Source organism: Paenarthrobacter sp. NPDC018779, from assembly GCF_044391085.1.
In the GTDB taxonomy this organism is placed as follows: domain Bacteria; phylum Actinomycetota; class Actinomycetes; order Actinomycetales; family Micrococcaceae; genus Arthrobacter.
Map to the genome: position 1 here is coordinate 1 of NZ_JBIRZS010000011.1, position 16292 is coordinate 16292.

Genomic DNA, 16292 nt, shown 5'->3' on the forward strand with positions numbered 1-16292 from the left:
TGGGCAGATCTGTTGGCCATCACCGGGCAGTTTTACTGGCCACCAGCGGGCACATCAACTGGCCGCCCGTGGGCAGAAACCAATGGCCATTGACACTCCACGGTTGTCCTTTTCAAAATTAGGTGGTGAAAACGGCAAAATTAGGTGGTCAAAACGGTCAATTAGGGGTTTTGACGTGGTCATCTAGGTGGTGCCCATCGAGCCTCACTCAACCAGCGAGTCCACATACTGCAACGCGATCCACAGCTCCGCGCGAACCTGCGCCGCGTTGAGGTCCAGCTCCAGCAGTTCGCCGATCACACCGACTTGCCGCCGCACGCTGTTCCGGTGCAGGCCGAGCAGTTTGGCGGAGGCGTCCCAACTGCCGTTCTCGGTGAGCCAACCGCGCAGCACTGTCAGCAGGGGATCGCGACGTTCCGGTTCCAAGGCAAGCAAGGGAGCAAGCACACGTGAAGCCAGCATGGTGCCCGCGTCCCTCCCAAGCAGCCCCGTCACGGACCACGTCACCTCATCCACGCGTGCGCTCACGCCGGTTGAAAGCACGCGGGCACGCAGCGTGCTGACGCGTTGGTAGGCTGCGGCCAGTCCGTTGAGCTCGGTAGGTTCGCCGATCACCAGACGCCAGCCGAGCTTCTCCACATCGGCGAGCAGCGAGTCGTCCACGCGCAGGCGGGTGATGGCGGTGAAGCCGTAGTCCGTGATTTCCACGAGCTTGGTGTCGAACAAGCGCCGCCACTGCAGCACTTCCCGCACGGGACCGTCGTCCACGGAGCCGTCGACTTTGACGCCTTGGACCACCCGCATCTGGCCGGATCGCGTGGAGGAGAGGCTCTGGGCCAGCAGGTCCTTCAAACCGTTGATGTGCTTGGTCCCGCCCGAAGCCAAGGACTCCGGATGGAGCAGCATGGCGGTCGCCAACTGACTGGGGGCCAGGGATCCACTGGTTCGCTGCCGCACCAGCAACTCCAACAAGCCCACCGCCGACTGCACCACGTTGTTCTGCGCAGGAGTCAGCGGCACATCCGAACCCAGGATCAGCGCGCCAAGGTTGGCGTCCTTGGTGCTGCGCAGCGGATGGCCGAACACCAACGCTGACCCCGTTTCCTCAAAGCCATCCATCTCCACCCGCGGCCCGCTTCCGGACAGCAACCGTTCCAGCATGGGTGCCAGCAAGGAATGCTCGACGCCGGTGCTGCCGCCGGCGCTGTTGCCGCGGGCTCGGACCCGCCCGTCCGCACCCACAAGAACCGCCCACACAGGAACCCGCTGGACCAAGGCCGCGAGCAGTTCGTGCTCCGGCCTGGGGGAGAGCACGGCCCGCATGAGTTGCCGGTTGGTGTCGGCGAGCTGCCGGAAGACCCGGGCGTTGTCCGTTTCAAGGAGCTGCGAAAACGACAGCCCGATCGCAGCGAACGGCAGGGACTCCGGAACCTCAAACAGGGTGAGGTTATGAGTGCGGCAAGCCTCAACCAGAACGTCGGGAACGGCATCGAAATAGGGCCTGATGCCAAAGCCCAGCGCCGCCACCTTGGCCCCCACCAGACGACTGACGTAGGCGTCCACCTTAGCCGCCGAGCCACCCTTCCCCAGGAAGGGCAACCCGGCAGTGAGCAGGAACTCGCCCTCCGGCAGATAGGGAGTTGGATCCTCGAGCTCACTCGGTTCCACCCATCGCAGCAGCGAGGCGCCGCTGCCGCCGTCGTGAAGCATCTTCAACTCCGGCGGCAGCTGCTCCAGGAACTGCTCAAGCGTGACGAAACTCAGGCGGGCGCTCGCGGGCTCAGGCAACATTGCCCTGCCCGGCGTTTGCCGGCTCCTGGTAGTCGGGGCATTCGAAGGCGCTCGTTTGATAAGCCCGGGGGAGCCGGGGCGCGATCCGGTTGATGATCTCGTCGCCATGGCTGCCTATCGCGGCTCCCCAGTCGTCGGCGCTCGCTGCCCCGCTGGCCGGATCACCAAACAGCACAGCGGTGTCACCGACGTCGATGCCCGTGGCCTCCGGACCCAGGTCCACCATGAACTGGTCCATGCAGACCTTGCCGATCACGGGTACGCGACGACCGGCGATGTTCACCACGGAGCGCCCGCTGATGCCTTTCGGGATCCCGTCCGCATAGCCGAGCGGAATCAGCCCGAGATACCTGGGCTCGTACGTGATGGCTTGGTGTTCGTAGCTGACGCCTGTGCCGGCCGGAACTTTCTTGACCATGACCAGCGGCGCGGTGACACTCAGGGCGGGCCGCAGTCCGAAGTCTGCCGGGTCCAGGTGATCGGCTGGTGCCAGTCCATAGATTGCCAGCCCTGCCCGGACCATGTCGAAGTGGAATTCCGGCCGGTCCAGGATGTTGGCGGAGCTGGAAACGTGCCTCAGCTCGGGGGAGAGTCCGGCGTCCCGTGCCTGCCGAACAGCGTCCTCGAACTCTGCCACGGCGGCCGCATTCCCTGGATGCGCCGGGACATCCGCCCAGGCCAGATGCGTCCAGACGCCGCGGACCCGCAGGGTGCCATCGACCTCTGCTTGGCGTGCCCTGGCCACCAGTTCGGGCCAGTCCTCCTTGCGTGCGCCGCCGCGGCTGAGGCCGCTGTCGAGTTCCAGATGTACGACGGCGGGACGGCCCAAGCGGCCGGCGATACCTTCCAGCACCTCCAGCTGATGGACGCTTCCCAGGGAGACATCGATGTCGTTTTCCAGCGCTTCGAGGATGGTGGCGCTGGTCTGGGATGCCAGATAGAGCCACGAAAGAATCGGGACAGTGATTCCCGCTTGGCGCAGCGAAATGGCTTCGGAAAGTTGGGCCGTACCGAGCCAATCGGCTCCTGCTGCGACAGCGGTTCGGGCGACTTCGACGAGGCCGTGGCCGTAGGCATTGCCCTTGACCACGGCCATGAAGGACGGCGCTTCGGTGCGCTTCCTCAGGAGTTTGATGTTGTCTGAAATCGCAGACAGATCCACGGTGACCTGGCCGGAAAGGACCGCCGGATTGGGCGATGATTGATGTGCATTACGTCTCATGGATGAACACTATAGGTCATTTTGCACCAGCTTGAGAGGTGGCTCACATGCCAGTCTTGATGCGGGGAAACCGACCAACTACTCAGAAGGGACGTCAACGGTGACTGTGCCTGTGAACACCCAAGACCCGACTCCGGCCAGCCTTTCCAGGCCTGGTCTCGGAGCCCAGTTGCTGCGCCGCAAGCCCATTGGCCAGATGGTCAGCGAAGCCGGAAGCAGCGAAGGCGGCACGCCCTTGGTCCGCAGCTTCGGTGTCCTGCAACTGACCATGATCAGCGTCGGCGCCACGCTCGGCACGGGCATCCTGGTGATCCTCGGTGAATCCGTGCCGCTGGCCGGCCCCGCCATCTGGATTTCGTTCGTCATTGCCGGCCTGGCAGCGTTGTTTTCCGCGGTTTCCTACGCCGAAATGGCAGGGTTGGTTCCCGTTGCGGGTTCCAGCTACTCCTACTCCTACGCCACGATGGGCGAAGGCATGGCATGGATCTGCGGCTGGTGCCTGGTACTCGAGTACGCGGTGTCCGTGGCCGCCGTTGCCGTGGGAGCAGGTCAGTACGTCAACGAGACCCTCGCTGCGTTCGGGCAGGTCCTGCCGGATGCCATGAGCCAACCACCGGGTGACGGGGGAGTGGTGAACATTCCCGCGATGGTGATCGTGGTGCTGGCCATGGTGTTGCTGGTCCGTGGAGCACGCGAGAGCGCTTGGATCAACACGGCGATTGTCATCATCAAGGTGGGCATCCTGCTCTTCTTCTGCGCCGTGGCCTTCACGGCCTTCAATGCGGGCAACTTTGAACCCCTGATGCCCATGGGAGCCGCCGGGGTTTCGGCCGCAGCATCACGGGTGTTCTTCTCCTACATCGGCTTCGACGCCGCGTCCACAGCCGGCGAGGAAGCGCGGAACCCGAAGCGGGACCTGCCACGGGCCATCCTTCTGTCCATGGTGATCGTCACCAGCATCTACGTCCTTGTTGCGGTTGCGGCCATCGGCGCGCGTCCCTGGGGTTGGTTCGATGGCACCGAGGCCGCCTTGGTGCAGATCCTCCAGGAGATCACCCACCAGCCCTGGATGGCGCTCATTTTCTCCGCAGGTGCCGTCCTGGCCATTGCCAGCATCGTCCTGACAGTCCTCTACGGACAGACGCGCATCCTGCTCTCGATGTCCCGCGACGGATTGGTGCCCAGAGTCTTCGGACGCGTTTCCCGCCGCACCGGCACCCCGGTGGCGGGAACGCTGATCGTGGGTACCGCCGTCGCACTTACCGCGGGGCTGGTTCCGCTGGGTGCGCTGGCAGACGCCACCAGTATTGGCACCCTGTTCGCCTTCGCGCTGGTCAACGTTGCCGTGATCTACCTGCGCCGCAACCGTCCTGACCTCCAGCGCAGCTTCCGGGTTCCGCTGTACCCGATCACGCCGGTGCTGGGCACCCTCATGTGTGCCTACCTCATGGCCAACCTCGGCGCCGATACGTGGATCGTCTTCGGCGTGTGGATGCTCGTGGGCATCGCCATCTACTTCGGCTATGGACGCCGGAATTCCAAGGTAGCCTCGCTCAGCGAGCAGGACTACCGTGAACTGACCACCAGGGCCGTGAGCCCGGAACCTGTGAAAGCAGACAACGCATGACCATCGCCACAGAACTCCCCACAGCTGAGAGCCCTGCGGAGGCTCCCATCACCATGCTGAACCCGGACTTCCCGTTCAGCTACGACCATTACCTGGCACATCCGGAAGGCCTGGGCTCGGTCCCCGAAGAACGCTTCGGAACCGAGGTGGCCGTGATCGGTGCCGGACTCTCCGGACTGGTCACCGCCTACGAACTCATGAAGCTCGGCCTTAAGCCCGTGATCTACGAGGCCGACCAGATCGGCGGCCGGCTCCGGACCGCGAGCTTCCCCTCGGCCCCCGGCGTGGTGGCAGACCTCGGCGGCATGCGCTTCCCCGTTTCCGGCAAGGCTTTCTACCACTACGTGGATGTTTTGGGACTGGAAACCCAGGACTTCCCCAACCCGCTGGCCCCCGTTACTTCCAGCACGGTCATTGAGTTGGCCGGCAAGAAGCACTACGCCGCGACGCCCGAGGACCTCCCGGCCTTCTTCCACGAAGTAGCCGATGCCTGGAAGGACGCCATCAAGGACGGCGCCGCCTTCACCGAGATGCAGGACGCCATCAAGGCCCGCGACACCAAGCGCATCAAAGCGCTCTGGAATGAGCTCCTGCCTGAACTGGACGAGCAGACTTTCTACGGCTTCATCGCGGCGAGCAAGTCCTTCAAGGACGCAGGCTTTGCGCACCGTGAGGCTTTTGGGCAGGTCGGGTTCGGCACAGGCGGCTGGGACACCGACTTCCCCAACTCCATCCTCGAAATCCTTCGCGTTGTCTACACGGACGCAGATGACCAGCACCGACTCATTGCGGGAGGAGCCCAACGGCTCCCCGAGGCGCTATGGAACCACGCGCCGTCGGACATCAAGCACTGGCCGGAAGGCACCTCGCTGGCGTCCCTGCACTCGGGTTCGCCGCGCGGTGCCGTGGACAACATCCGGCGCGCGGTCAACGGTGACCTGGTAGTCCGCGAGAGCTGGGGCCGCGAGGCGACATACCCGGCGGTGGTCACCACGTGCCAGTCGTGGCTGCTGTCCACCCGGATCCACACCGAAGAGGCGCTGTTCCCGTCGGAGCTGTGGACGGCGATTGAGCGCTCGCACTACATGCAGTCGTCCAAGACCTTTGTGATGGTGGATCGTCCGTTCTGGAAGGACATTGATCCGGAAACCGGCCGCGAAGTGTTGTCCATGACGCTCACCGACCGCCTCAACCGCGCCACATACCTGCTCGACGACGGCCCGGACAAGCCCGCGGTCATCCTCCTGTCCTACACCTGGAACGACGACGCCCTGAAATGGCTCGCCCTCAGCGCCGAAGAACGGGTCAAGCTCATGCTGCATTCCCTGGAGCAGATCTACCCGGGCGTGGACATTGCCAGCCACATCGTGGGCCAGCCGATCACGGTCTCCTGGGAAGCGGACCCGAACTTCATGGGTGCCTTCAAGGCCAACCTGCCCGGGCACTACCGGTACCAGCAGCGGCTGTTCACGCACTTCAAGCAGGACACGCTGCCGGAGAGCCAGCGGGGCATCTTCCTGGCCGGCGACGACGTGTCCTTCACCGCCGGCTGGGCCGAGGGCGCGGTGACCACGGGACTCAACGCCGTATGGGGCGTGGTGAACCACCTCGGAGGTTCGTCCGCGGCTGGCAACCCGGGCCCGGGGGAGCTGCTTGACGAGCTCGGCCCGATTTCCCTCGACTGAAGACATTGCGGGGCCCGCTCTCCACGTCCCCACCGCCGCCCTGACTTCGCAAGCTCAGCCAGGGAACCCGGGCGGTGTGGGCCCTGCGATTGTTTAGCGCGTCGAGCGGGCCCCGCAAGTGTCTTAGTCGCCGTGCATTTCCCGGTGCGCCGCAGCGAGCTCCTTGTAGTGGGCGGCGTTGTGCTTCACGCCCTCGAACTCCTGGTCCGTAAGCTCCCGCCGGACCTTTGCCGGCACTCCTGCCACCAAAGAGCGCGGGGGAATGACAGTGCCCTCAAGGACCACGGCGCCCGCGGCGATGAGGGAACCCGTGCCGATCACCGCTCCATTGAGGATGGTGGCGCTCATGCCAATGAGGCAGTCGTCCTCCACAGTGCAACCGTGCACCACGGCGCTGTGGCCAACGGAGACGCGCTCGCCGACGGTGCAGGGGAACCCGGGGTCCGCGTGCAGGACCACGTTGTCCTGGAGGTTGGAGCCTGCGCCCACTTTGATGGCTGCTGTGTCCGCGCGGACAGAGACGCCGTAGAAAGCGCTGGAATCCTCGGCCAACGTGGCCTTGCCAATGATCGAAGCCGTGGGCGCCACGAAGGCTGTTTCATGGATGGCCGGGGTGTCCCCGGCGAAAGTGTAAGAGGGAGCCATGACCCCAGCTTAGTTCCCAAGTAGGTCGCAGTTCAGGTCGTTCCCAGCGCTGGGAACGACCTGAACTGCGACTCACTTGGGTGAGGGGGTGCGGAGGACCAGGAACTGGTAGTGCTGGGTCCAGTTGCCGGCGCCGGGTCCGGACTCCACGCCCACACCCTCGGGCCACGTGCGGAAATGTTCCACCAAACCGTGTTTCCTAAAGATCCGCTGCACGGCCCCATCGCTGCGGCGGCTGAAGAACCGCCGGGGCTCTTCGAGGTCCTCCGGGTTCAGTACTTCCTCGTCGTCACCTGACCAAAGCCCGACGCCGATTGGCGCGCCAGGTGCGCAGACCCGCACGAGTTCGCCAACGACGTCGTGAATCCTGCTGTTGGGGACATGCAGGAGGGTGCTCATGCTCCACGCGGCGTCAAAGACGCCGTCCATAAACGGCAAATGGCGCCCGCTGGCTACGGAACAATCGAGTCCGCAGGAGCGGGCCGCGTGAACACTTTCCGGGGAGAGATCAACGCCGCAGTAGTGCAGGCCCGCAGCAACAAAAGCCACCCCCTCCACGCCCGTGCCGCAGCCAAGCTCAAACAGTGAATGGCGGTGCTCGTCCTTCAGGAGCCGAACGAACCACTCGCGGCAGTCAACCCGGTGTGGCGTCAGGGAGCGGGTGTTGCGGAGCGCGGCGTGGCGGTCGTAATACACAGCCAAGTCTGCCTCGGGATCAGGGAAACCGCGCATACCCCCAGCGTAGATCTGGCGCTAGTTGAACACCACGGTCCGGGTGCCATCCAAGAGCACCCGGTGCTCGGCATGCCACTGGACGGCCTGGGTCAGTGTACGGCCCTCCACATCGCGTCCCATCTGCACGAACTGGGCGGCCGTCCGGGCGTGGTCCACCCGGATGACTTCCTGCTCGATGATGGGCCCCTCGTCCAGGTCCGCAGTGACGTAGTGGGCCGTGGCGCCGATCAGCTTCACGCCGCGTGCGTGTGCCTGGTGGTACGGCTTGGCACCCTTGAACGACGGCAGGAACGAGTGGTGGATGTTGATGGCCCGGCCGTTCAACTCCCTGCAGAGATCGTTGGACAGGACCTGCATGTACCGGGCCAGGACCGTCAGTTCAACGTCGTGCTCAGTGATCAGCTTCAGCAGCTCAGCCTCGGCCTGCTGCTTGGTCTCGGCGGTGACGGGGATGTGGTGGAACGGGATGCCGTAGAACTCCGCCAACGATTCGAGGTCCCGGTGGTTGGACACAATGGCGGGAACCTCGATGGGCAGGGTGCCGGCACGCTGCTGGAACAGGAGGTCGTTGAGGCAGTGGGCGTCCTTGGAACACATGATGATGGTCCGGACCTTTTCGCCCACGGGGTTGATCTGCCAGGTCATGCCGAAGGATTCGGCTACCGGCAGCAGCGCGGCGGCCAGTTCCGGCTGGGGGCTCGACGTCGTTGCCTCCACCCGCATGAAAAAGTTGCCTGTGCTGGGGCTTCCGTACTGCTGCGAATCGGCGATGTTGCAACCTGCGTCGAGAAGGGCTCCGGCGACGGCGTGGACAATGCCGGGGCGGTCAGGGCAGGAAAGGGTCACAACAAATGCGGAGTCAGTCACATGACCAAGCCTACCTGTGCGGCGTTGTTGTACTGTTAACGGGTCGCGACTGGCGTTGGGTGGACTACCACCAGGGAGCGGCAATCACGAAGACCACGGATCGTACGCCTGGGCCGAGGGTCATGTTTTACCGCTGCAGCACGTGACCTATGCCTCCCGTAACGGAGGGGACGGGGCAATGCCGCTGCCGGTAGCCTGACCTGTAGCACCACCCGTTCCCTAGCCAGGAGATCTCCGTGACTACCACCACTTCAGCGTCTGTCAGCAACCAGTCGCTCGCCGAACTCGATCCCGAGATCGCAGCAGTCCTCGACCAGGAGCTTGGCCGCCAGCGCGGCACCCTGGAAATGATCGCCTCCGAGAACTTCGCCCCCCGCGCAGTCATGGAAGCCCAGGGCTCCGTCCTGACCAACAAGTACGCCGAAGGCTACCCGGGTAAGCGCTACTACGGTGGCTGCGAATACGTGGACGTCGCCGAGCAGCTCGCCATCGACCGCGTCAAGGCCCTCTTCGGCGCCGAGTACGCCAACGTGCAGCCGCACTCCGGTGCACAGGCCAACGCCGCAGCACTCTCCGCCATGATCACCCCCGGCGACAAGATCCTGGGCCTCTCCCTGGCACACGGTGGCCACCTGACCCACGGCATGAAGCTCAACTTCTCCGGCAAGCTGTACCAGGTTGCTGCCTACCAGGTTGAAGAAGACACCTTCCGCGTGGACATGGACAAGCTCCGCGAGCAGGCCATCGCCGAGAAGCCGCAGGTCATCATCGCCGGTTGGTCCGCCTACCCCCGCCACCTGGACTTCGCCGCCTTCCGCTCCATCGCGGACGAGGTTGGCGCACTGCTCTGGACGGACATGGCGCACTTCGCCGGCCTCGTCGCAGCAGGCCTGCACCCCAGCCCGGTGCCGCACTCCGATGTCGTCACCTCCACCGTGCACAAGACCCTGGCAGGCCCGCGTTCCGGCGTGATCCTGGCCAAGGAACAGTACGGCAAGAAGATCAACTCCAACGTCTTCCCGGGCCAGCAGGGCGGACCGCTCATGCACGTCATCGCCGCGAAGGCCGTTGCCTTCAAGATTGCAGGCAGCGAGGAGTTCAAGGAGCGCCAGGAGCGTGTCCTCGAGGGCGCCAAGATCATCGCCGATCGCCTCAACCAGTCCGACGTTGCCGAGGCAGGCGTTTCCGTCCTCACCGGCGGCACCGACGTGCACCTGGTGCTCGTTGACCTGCGCAACTCGCAGCTCGACGGCCAGCAGGCAGAAGACCTCCTGCACTCCGTGGGCATCACCGTGAACCGCAACGCCGTTCCGTTCGACCCCCGCCCGCCGATGGTCACCTCCGGCCTCCGCATCGGTACGCCTGCGCTGGCTACCCGCGGATTCGGCGCTGCGGAGTTCACCGAGGTTGCAGACATCATCGCCACCGCACTGAAGTCCGGCTCCGCCACCGACGTCGAAAGCCTCCAGGCCCGCGTCGACAAGCTGGCCGCCGACTTCCCGCTGTACCCGCAGCACGAGCAGTGGTAACCAGCCGCTCCCAAGGCTGAACAAGCATTACCCGGGCACTGAACCGGAGCCAACGGGATCCGCTGCCGCGCCAGGCGGCGGATCCCGTTGGCGTGAGCCTCCACACCAGGTCACCCACCAGAAAGCAGATGGAATGACACAGTCCACCGCACAGATTCTTGACGGCAAGGCCACCGCCGCTGCCATCAAGGCCGAACTGACCGAACGCGTTTCCGTCCTCGCCGGCAAGGGCATCGTCCCCGGCCTCGGCACCATCCTGGTGGGCTCCGATCCTGGAAGCACCTGGTACGTGGGCGGGAAGCACAAGGACTGCGCCGAGGTAGGCATCCAGTCCATCCGCCGCGACCTCCCCGAGGACATCAGCCAGGAAGACCTCCTGAAGGTGGTCCAGGAGCTCAACGAAAACCCGGAATGCACGGGCTACATCGTCCAGCTTCCCCTGCCCAAGCACATCGACCAGGATGCAATCCTGGAGGCCATGGACCCTGACAAGGACGCCGACGGCCTGCACCCCATGAACCTTGGCCGCCTGGTGGCCAACGTGAACGGCGAAATGAAGTCGCCGCTTCCCTGCACGCCCAAGGGCTGTGTGGAACTGCTCCGCCGCCACGGCATCGAACTCAAGGGCAAGCGCGTCCTGGTGGTTGGCCGCGGCGTCACCATCGGCCGGCCCATCGGCCTCCTGCTCACCCGCAAGGAAGTCAACGCCACGGTAATCCTGGCGCACACGGGAACGGTTGACCTGCCCGCCGAACTCCGGCAGGCCGACGTCGTGATCGCCGCTGCCGGCGTGCCGCACATGATCAAGGCCGAAGACCTCAAGCCGGGCGCAATAGTCCTCGACGTCGGCGTCAGCCGCGTGGACGACGGGAACGGTAAGGCTGTGGTTACCGGAGACGTGGACCCGGCCGCCGCCGACGCCGCCGCCTGGCTGTCCCCGAACCCGGGCGGCGTGGGGCCGATGACCCGCGCGATGCTCCTGGCCAACGTGGTGGAGAGCGCCGAGCGCCAAGCCGGTATCGCCTGAGAAAACGCTAACAAGACGCCTACTCCTCCGGGAGTAGGCGTCTTGCTCCGTTACGAGGACGCCCTTTGTCCTACCTCCGTCTACTCTCGTTGTATGCGCCCCTATCAAGGCCCCTTAGTTTTCGAGGGACCTCCCCGCCGCTTCAACGGCCCACCCACTGCTTTCATCGTCATCACGGTCGCCGTCATCCAGGTGGTCGGCACGCTGTTTTCTTCCGCGCACCAAGAGGCACGGCCGCTGGATGTGTTCGGCATCCTGCTCCTGCTGGTGGGCCCGGCGGGTTTGGCTTTCCGCAAGCGTTCCCCGGAACTGATGCTGCCCCTGGCGCTCGTGGCCACTGGCCTGTACCTCGCCTGGGGGTATGCATGGGGTCCGATCGTGTTGTCGCTGGCTCTTGCCATTGTGCTGACCGCCGCTGCAGGCCTGCGCTGGCAGGCCTGGTTGGGAGCCGGACTGGCTGCTGCCGCCGTGGTGGCCGGAGCCGTGATGGCCGGCGACGACGGCTGGCCGTTCCGCGCCTCGGCAGCCGTCGCGTGGGCCGCGATCCTGGTGATCCTGGGGCAGGGGATCCGGCGCCGCACTGAACGCTTCGCCGAGTACCGGCGCCGGCGGGAGGCAGCAGCGAAGGCCGACCGCGATGAATACCGCCTCACCCTGGCCCGCGACATCCACGACGTCGTGGCACACTCCCTCTCCATGATCAATGTCCAGGCCTCGGTAGCCCTCCACTTGGGCACTGACGATCCGGAGAAGCTCAGGCCTGCCTTGGAGGCCATCAAGACCGCCAGCAAGGAGTCCCTGACCGAAGTCCGGCAACTGCTGGGCGTGCTGCGGGAGGACGTGCCGTTCGAACCCGCGGCGGTGCCCACGCTGGAGCGCGTGTCCGAGGTAGTCAAGCAAGCCGAACTGGGCGGCCTGCAGGTGCGGCTGGACGACGAAACAGACCATTCCGCCATCGGTCCCGCCCAGCAGGAAGCGGCCTACCGGATCATCCAGGAGGCCCTGACCAACGTCGGCAGGCACTCAGGTGCCCAGTCCGCCGTCGTGCGTTTGCTGGTGCGCAAGGGAACCGAAGGCGGGGTGCTCACCGTGCAGGTTGACGACGACGGCGCGGGCATGGGGCTCTCGGTCCCCGGAAACGGCCTCACGGGGATGCGGGAGAGGGCTGCGGCCCTGGGCGGGACGGTCACCCTGTACGAACTGACGCCCGGGTTGCGCGTCCAGGCGCTCCTGCCCCTGCCCGCAGAAGGCGGCCAGCCGTGATCCGCCTCCTCATAGCGGACGACCAAACCCTTATCAGGGCAGGATTCCGCGCGCTCCTGGATGCCGAACCGGACATGGAGGTGGTGGCCGAGGCGGGCACAGGAAAAGACGCGGTACGGTTGGCTGCACGGGACAAGCCGGACGTGGTCCTCATGGACATCCGGATGCCGGACGACGACGGCCTCACCGCCACCCGCCGGATCCTCGCCAACCCGGCGCTCTCCGGCACGCGGATCATCATCCTCACCACCTTCGAACTCGACGAATACATCGCCGAAGCCGTCCGCGCAGGTGCTGCCGGCTTCCTGGTGAAGGACACCGAGCCCGCCGAGCTGATCCGTGCCGTCCGCGTGGTGAACGACGGCGATGCCCTGCTCTCTCCCTCCGTGACGCGGCGGATCATGGCCCAGTTGGCATCGCACAGCCGGGCTGCGGGGGAGTTGCTCAAACTGGACCAGGTCACCGAACGGGAACGCGAGGTCCTGGCGCTCGTAGGCGAAGGCCTCAACAACGCCGAGATCGCCGAGCGGCTGTTCATCACGCCATTGACTGCCAAGACGCACGTGTCCCGGATCATGACCAAACTCATGGTCAGGGACCGCTCCCAGTTGGTTGTCCTCGCGTATGAGTCCGGCCTGGTCAAACCCGGTTGGAAGGCCTGACGGTGCCGGGCCGTCTCCCCGGGGAGTACGGCCGGCCACCAAGGTGACTCCCGACGGCGGACGCCCCACCGGGCGCTGAACGGAAGACTCAAACCAGAGCCGAGAGACGGTTCGCGCCGGGCACCGGCGCAGAGAGTTTGGATCACTGACATGTTCACCGCATTGACTTCACTCGTCGGGGAGACCACGCTCGGGGGAGCGCTGGCACACGTGCCGGCCACCGTCGTCGCGCATGGTCCGTGGGGTGACGGCACCTACTGGCCGTTCTTCCTGATCTTCCCGCTGTTTTGGATCCTCGTGATTTTCCTGTTCATCTTCGTTGGCCGCCGGGCTTGGCGCCGCAACCACAACTGGGTGGCGACCCAGGGCGCTGAGGGAGTGCTGCGGGAGCGGTACGCCCGCGGTGAAATCGACGAAACCGAATTCCGGCAGCGCCTGGAGGTGTTGCGTTCGCAGCGGCCGGCGTAAAGATCTGCAAGAGCTCTTTCACATATCGGTGGGCGCTACTAGTCTGCTGAGGGTGCACAATGAAGCAACCCGCCCTGCATCCCTCCCGGAATCGCAGCACGGAACGTCCGCCATGAACCCACCCACCGTTATCCGAGCCCACAACCTCACCAAGACCTACGGTGAGCTCACCGCCGTGGACAACATCTCCTTCGAAGTCCCGGCGGGGGAGTCCTTTGGCCTGCTCGGTCCCAATGGTGCCGGCAAGTCCACCACCATGAAAATGATCGGCGGCGTCTCCCAGCGGACCTCGGGATCGTTGGACATCATGGGCTTGGATCCCGAGTCCCACGGTCCCGAGGTGAGGGCGCACCTGGGCGTGGTTCCGCAGCAGGACAACCTCGACGAAGAGTTGAAGGTCCGCGAAAACCTGATCGTCTACGGCCGGTACTTCGGACTGCCGCTGAGCTACCTCCGGCCCAAAGCCGACGAGCTCCTGGAATTCGCCCAGCTGACGGACAAGGCAAACTCCAAGGTGGATGCCCTGTCCGGCGGCATGAAGCGCCGCCTCACCATTGCCCGCTCGCTCATCAACGAACCGCGCATCCTCCTGCTCGACGAGCCCACCACCGGGCTGGATCCCCAAGCCCGCCACATCCTCTGGGACCGCCTTTTCCGGCTCAAGGAAAGCGGCGTCACGCTCATCCTCACCACCCACTACATGGACGAGGCGGAGCAACTGTGCGATCGGCTGATCGTGGTGGACAAGGGTCGGATCATGGCCGAGGGTTCGCCGGCCAGCCTGATCCGCGAGCACTCCTCCCGCGAAGTACTTGAACTCAGGTTCGGTTCCGAGCGCAACGCGACCATCGGCGTCGAACTTGAAGGCATTGGCGAGCGGCTCGAAACGCTGCCCGACCGCGTCCTCATCTACGCCGACGACGGCGAAGCCGCGCTGGAGCAGGTCTCCGCCCGCGGCTTGCGTCCGCTGACCTCCTTGGTGCGCCGGTCCTCCCTGGAGGACGTGTTCCTGCGGCTCACGGGCAGGAGTCTCGTTGACTGAGGATGAGCTCACGACGGCGGCACGACCGTTGCACGCCCACTCACCTGCCGTCTCGGCCGCGAGGGCGCGGAGATGGGGTTCGTTCTTCTACGCCGAGCAGGTGCTCCGCGTCATGCGGAACTACGGCTGGTCCGTGGTGCTGTACAGCGTGGGGCAACCGGTGGCTTACCTGTTCGCCATGGGTGTTGGCCTGGCCAGCCTGGTGGACGCCAACAGCGAATCCGTCTTCGGTGGGGTCAGTTACCTGGAATTCGTGGCTCCCGCTTTGTTGGTGTCAGCCGCCGTGATGACGGCCTCAGGGGAGTTCTCCTATCCGATCATGGACGGCTTCAAGTGGCGGCGGGTGTTCTACGGCCCGCACGCGTCACCGCTGGTCCCGCAGCAAATTGCCGCCGGCCACATCATGGCCAGCAGTCTGCGGTTCCTGCTGCAGTCTGTGGTGTACTTCGCGGTGGTGGCCATGTTCGGTGCATCGCCCGGTCCCTGGGGCTGGGTCTCGGCGATCGTGGCTACGGTGGCCGCCCTGTCCTTTGGCTTGCCGCTCATGGCGTACGCCTCCAGCATCACCCAGGACAAGGGACAGTTCGCCCTGGTGCAGCGCTTCATCGTGATGCCCCTGTTCCTGTTCTCCGGCACCTTCTTTCCCCTGGACACGCTGCCACTGGCCGTCCGATGGATCGGCTGGATCTCCCCGGTCTGGCACGGGACGGAGTTGGGCCGGGTATTCACGTACGGCATGGACGAGAATCCCTTGCTGACGCTCATGCACGTGCTGTACCTCGTGGCCACCGCGGCCGTGGGATTTGTTCTGGTCCGCCGGCAGTTCGTGAAAAGGATGGGCTCATGAGTGTCCTGACCGGCGGCCACAGCGCCACCGACGTGGCCCGCGAACGGAAATTCGGCCCCCTCTACTCCCGCAACGCCAAGGCCGTGGTGGCCCGTGGGCTGATGGCGGCGAAGTCCAGCACGTGGCTGGTGCTCTTGTCCGGCTTCTTCGAGCCGGTGTTGTTCCTGCTGGCCATGGGCGTGGGAATGGGCTCCATCGTGGGCACAGTCCAGGGCCCAGGCGGCGAGGAGATCAGCTATGCGGCGTATATCGCGCCGGCCCTCCTTGCAGTCTCAGCCATGAACGGCGCCATCTACGACTCCACGTGGAACGTCTTCTTCAAGATGAACTTCGCCAAGCTCTACCAGGGCATGCTCTACACGTCCCTGGGACCGCTGGACGTTGCCATCGGCGAGATCTTCCTTGCCTTGCTCAGGGGCCTGCTGTACGCCACCGGATTCACGGCAGTCATGGGCGTCATGGGTTTGCTGACCACGTGGTGGGCCATCCTGGTGATCCCGGCCTCGGTGCTCATCGCCTTCGGCTTTGCGAGCTTTGGCATGGGGATCACGAGCTTCATGAAGACCTTCCAGCAGATGGACTGGATCAACTTCTTCCTGTTGCCCATGTTCCTGTTCAGCGCCACGTTCTACCCGCTCAGCGTGTACCCGCAGCCCATCCAGTGGTTCATCCAGGCCATGCCGCTGTGGCACGGCGTGGAGTTGCTGCGGCAGATCAGTGTCGGCGTCTTTACCCCTGCCACGGCCATCCATGTGGGCTACTACCTGGTGATGATCGTGCTGGGCATCATGCTGACCACGGGAAGGCTGCGCCAGCTCTTCCTGAAATGACTGTTCGCCGTGCGTGGAAGCCGGTCCGGGCACCTGCGGGCGTTTGAGACAA

At 65.0% G+C, this 16292-nt stretch carries 15 protein-coding genes; 10 read left to right on the plus strand and 5 right to left on the minus strand.

The window, feature by feature from the left end; genetic code table 11:
- Positions 1-204: 204 nt before the first annotated feature.
- Both ACH488_RS12735 and alr read right to left on the minus strand, forming a co-directional pair.
- Positions 205-1791: a PucR family transcriptional regulator gene (locus ACH488_RS12735; RefSeq protein ID WP_397324636.1), complete on the minus strand. Its 1587-nt coding sequence runs from the start codon at positions 1789-1791 to the stop codon at positions 205-207.
- Complete coding sequence (gene alr / locus ACH488_RS12740) at positions 1781-3013, minus strand: alanine racemase (RefSeq protein ID WP_397324638.1); 1233 nt, start codon at positions 3011-3013, stop codon at positions 1781-1783. The genes ACH488_RS12735 and alr overlap by 11 nt, the downstream gene beginning before the upstream one ends.
- Positions 3014-3209: 196 nt before the next feature.
- Between alr and ACH488_RS12745 the strand changes: the two genes are divergently transcribed.
- Both ACH488_RS12745 and ACH488_RS12750 read left to right on the plus strand, forming a co-directional pair.
- Complete coding sequence (locus ACH488_RS12745) at positions 3210-4640, plus strand: amino acid permease (protein WP_397324812.1); 1431 nt, start codon at positions 3210-3212, stop codon at positions 4638-4640.
- Positions 4637-6325: a flavin monoamine oxidase family protein gene (locus ACH488_RS12750; RefSeq protein ID WP_397324639.1), complete on the plus strand. Its 1689-nt coding sequence runs from the start codon at positions 4637-4639 to the stop codon at positions 6323-6325. The genes ACH488_RS12745 and ACH488_RS12750 overlap by 4 nt, the downstream gene beginning before the upstream one ends.
- Before the next feature lie 123 nt (positions 6326-6448).
- Here ACH488_RS12750 and ACH488_RS12755 read toward each other — a convergent pair whose 3' ends face one another.
- The 3 genes from ACH488_RS12755 to purU form a co-directional block, all read right to left on the minus strand.
- Positions 6449-6970 carry a gamma carbonic anhydrase family protein gene (locus ACH488_RS12755; protein ID WP_397324641.1) on the minus strand — a complete coding sequence of 174 codons (522 nt, stop codon included), beginning with the start codon at positions 6968-6970 and terminating at the stop codon, positions 6449-6451.
- 72 nt (positions 6971-7042) lie between these two features.
- The gene (locus tag ACH488_RS12760; RefSeq protein WP_397324643.1) at positions 7043-7702 is read right to left on the minus strand and encodes a class I SAM-dependent methyltransferase; all 660 of its coding nucleotides are present in this window, start codon (positions 7700-7702) and stop codon (positions 7043-7045) included.
- 21 nt (positions 7703-7723) lie between these two features.
- Positions 7724-8572, minus strand: a complete 849-nt coding sequence (gene purU / locus ACH488_RS12765) for a formyltetrahydrofolate deformylase (RefSeq protein ID WP_397324644.1) — start codon at positions 8570-8572, stop codon at positions 7724-7726.
- Between the two features lie 236 nt (positions 8573-8808).
- Between purU and glyA the strand changes: the two genes are divergently transcribed.
- From glyA to ACH488_RS12805, 8 genes are all read left to right on the plus strand, one after another.
- Complete coding sequence (gene glyA, locus ACH488_RS12770) at positions 8809-10101, plus strand: serine hydroxymethyltransferase (protein WP_397324645.1); 1293 nt, start codon at positions 8809-8811, stop codon at positions 10099-10101.
- 133 nt (positions 10102-10234) lie between these two features.
- Entirely contained in the window at positions 10235-11128 is an 894-nt protein-coding gene (locus ACH488_RS12775) for a bifunctional methylenetetrahydrofolate dehydrogenase/methenyltetrahydrofolate cyclohydrolase (RefSeq protein ID WP_397324647.1), read from the plus strand.
- A gap of 93 nt (positions 11129-11221) precedes the next feature.
- Positions 11222-12391, plus strand: coding sequence for a sensor histidine kinase (locus tag ACH488_RS12780; RefSeq protein WP_397324649.1), 1170 nt, complete (start codon positions 11222-11224; stop codon positions 12389-12391).
- Positions 12388-13053 (plus strand): response regulator, encoded by a 666-nt coding sequence (locus tag ACH488_RS12785; protein WP_397324650.1) that lies wholly within the window; start codon positions 12388-12390, stop codon positions 13051-13053. Before ACH488_RS12780 ends, ACH488_RS12785 begins: the two co-directional genes overlap by 4 nt.
- A gap of 150 nt (positions 13054-13203) precedes the next feature.
- Positions 13204-13521: an SHOCT domain-containing protein gene (locus tag ACH488_RS12790; protein WP_397324651.1), complete on the plus strand. Its 318-nt coding sequence runs from the start codon at positions 13204-13206 to the stop codon at positions 13519-13521.
- Positions 13522-13633: 112 nt separating this feature from the next.
- Entirely contained in the window at positions 13634-14563 is a 930-nt protein-coding gene (locus ACH488_RS12795; RefSeq protein ID WP_397324814.1) for an ABC transporter ATP-binding protein, read from the plus strand.
- Positions 14556-15410, plus strand: a complete 855-nt coding sequence (locus ACH488_RS12800) for an ABC transporter permease (protein ID WP_397324653.1) — start codon at positions 14556-14558, stop codon at positions 15408-15410. Before ACH488_RS12795 ends, ACH488_RS12800 begins: the two co-directional genes overlap by 8 nt.
- Positions 15407-16240 carry an ABC transporter permease gene (locus ACH488_RS12805; protein ID WP_397324654.1) on the plus strand — a complete coding sequence of 278 codons (834 nt, stop codon included), beginning with the start codon at positions 15407-15409 and terminating at the stop codon, positions 16238-16240. Before ACH488_RS12800 ends, ACH488_RS12805 begins: the two co-directional genes overlap by 4 nt.
- Positions 16241-16292: the final 52 nt, after the last annotated feature.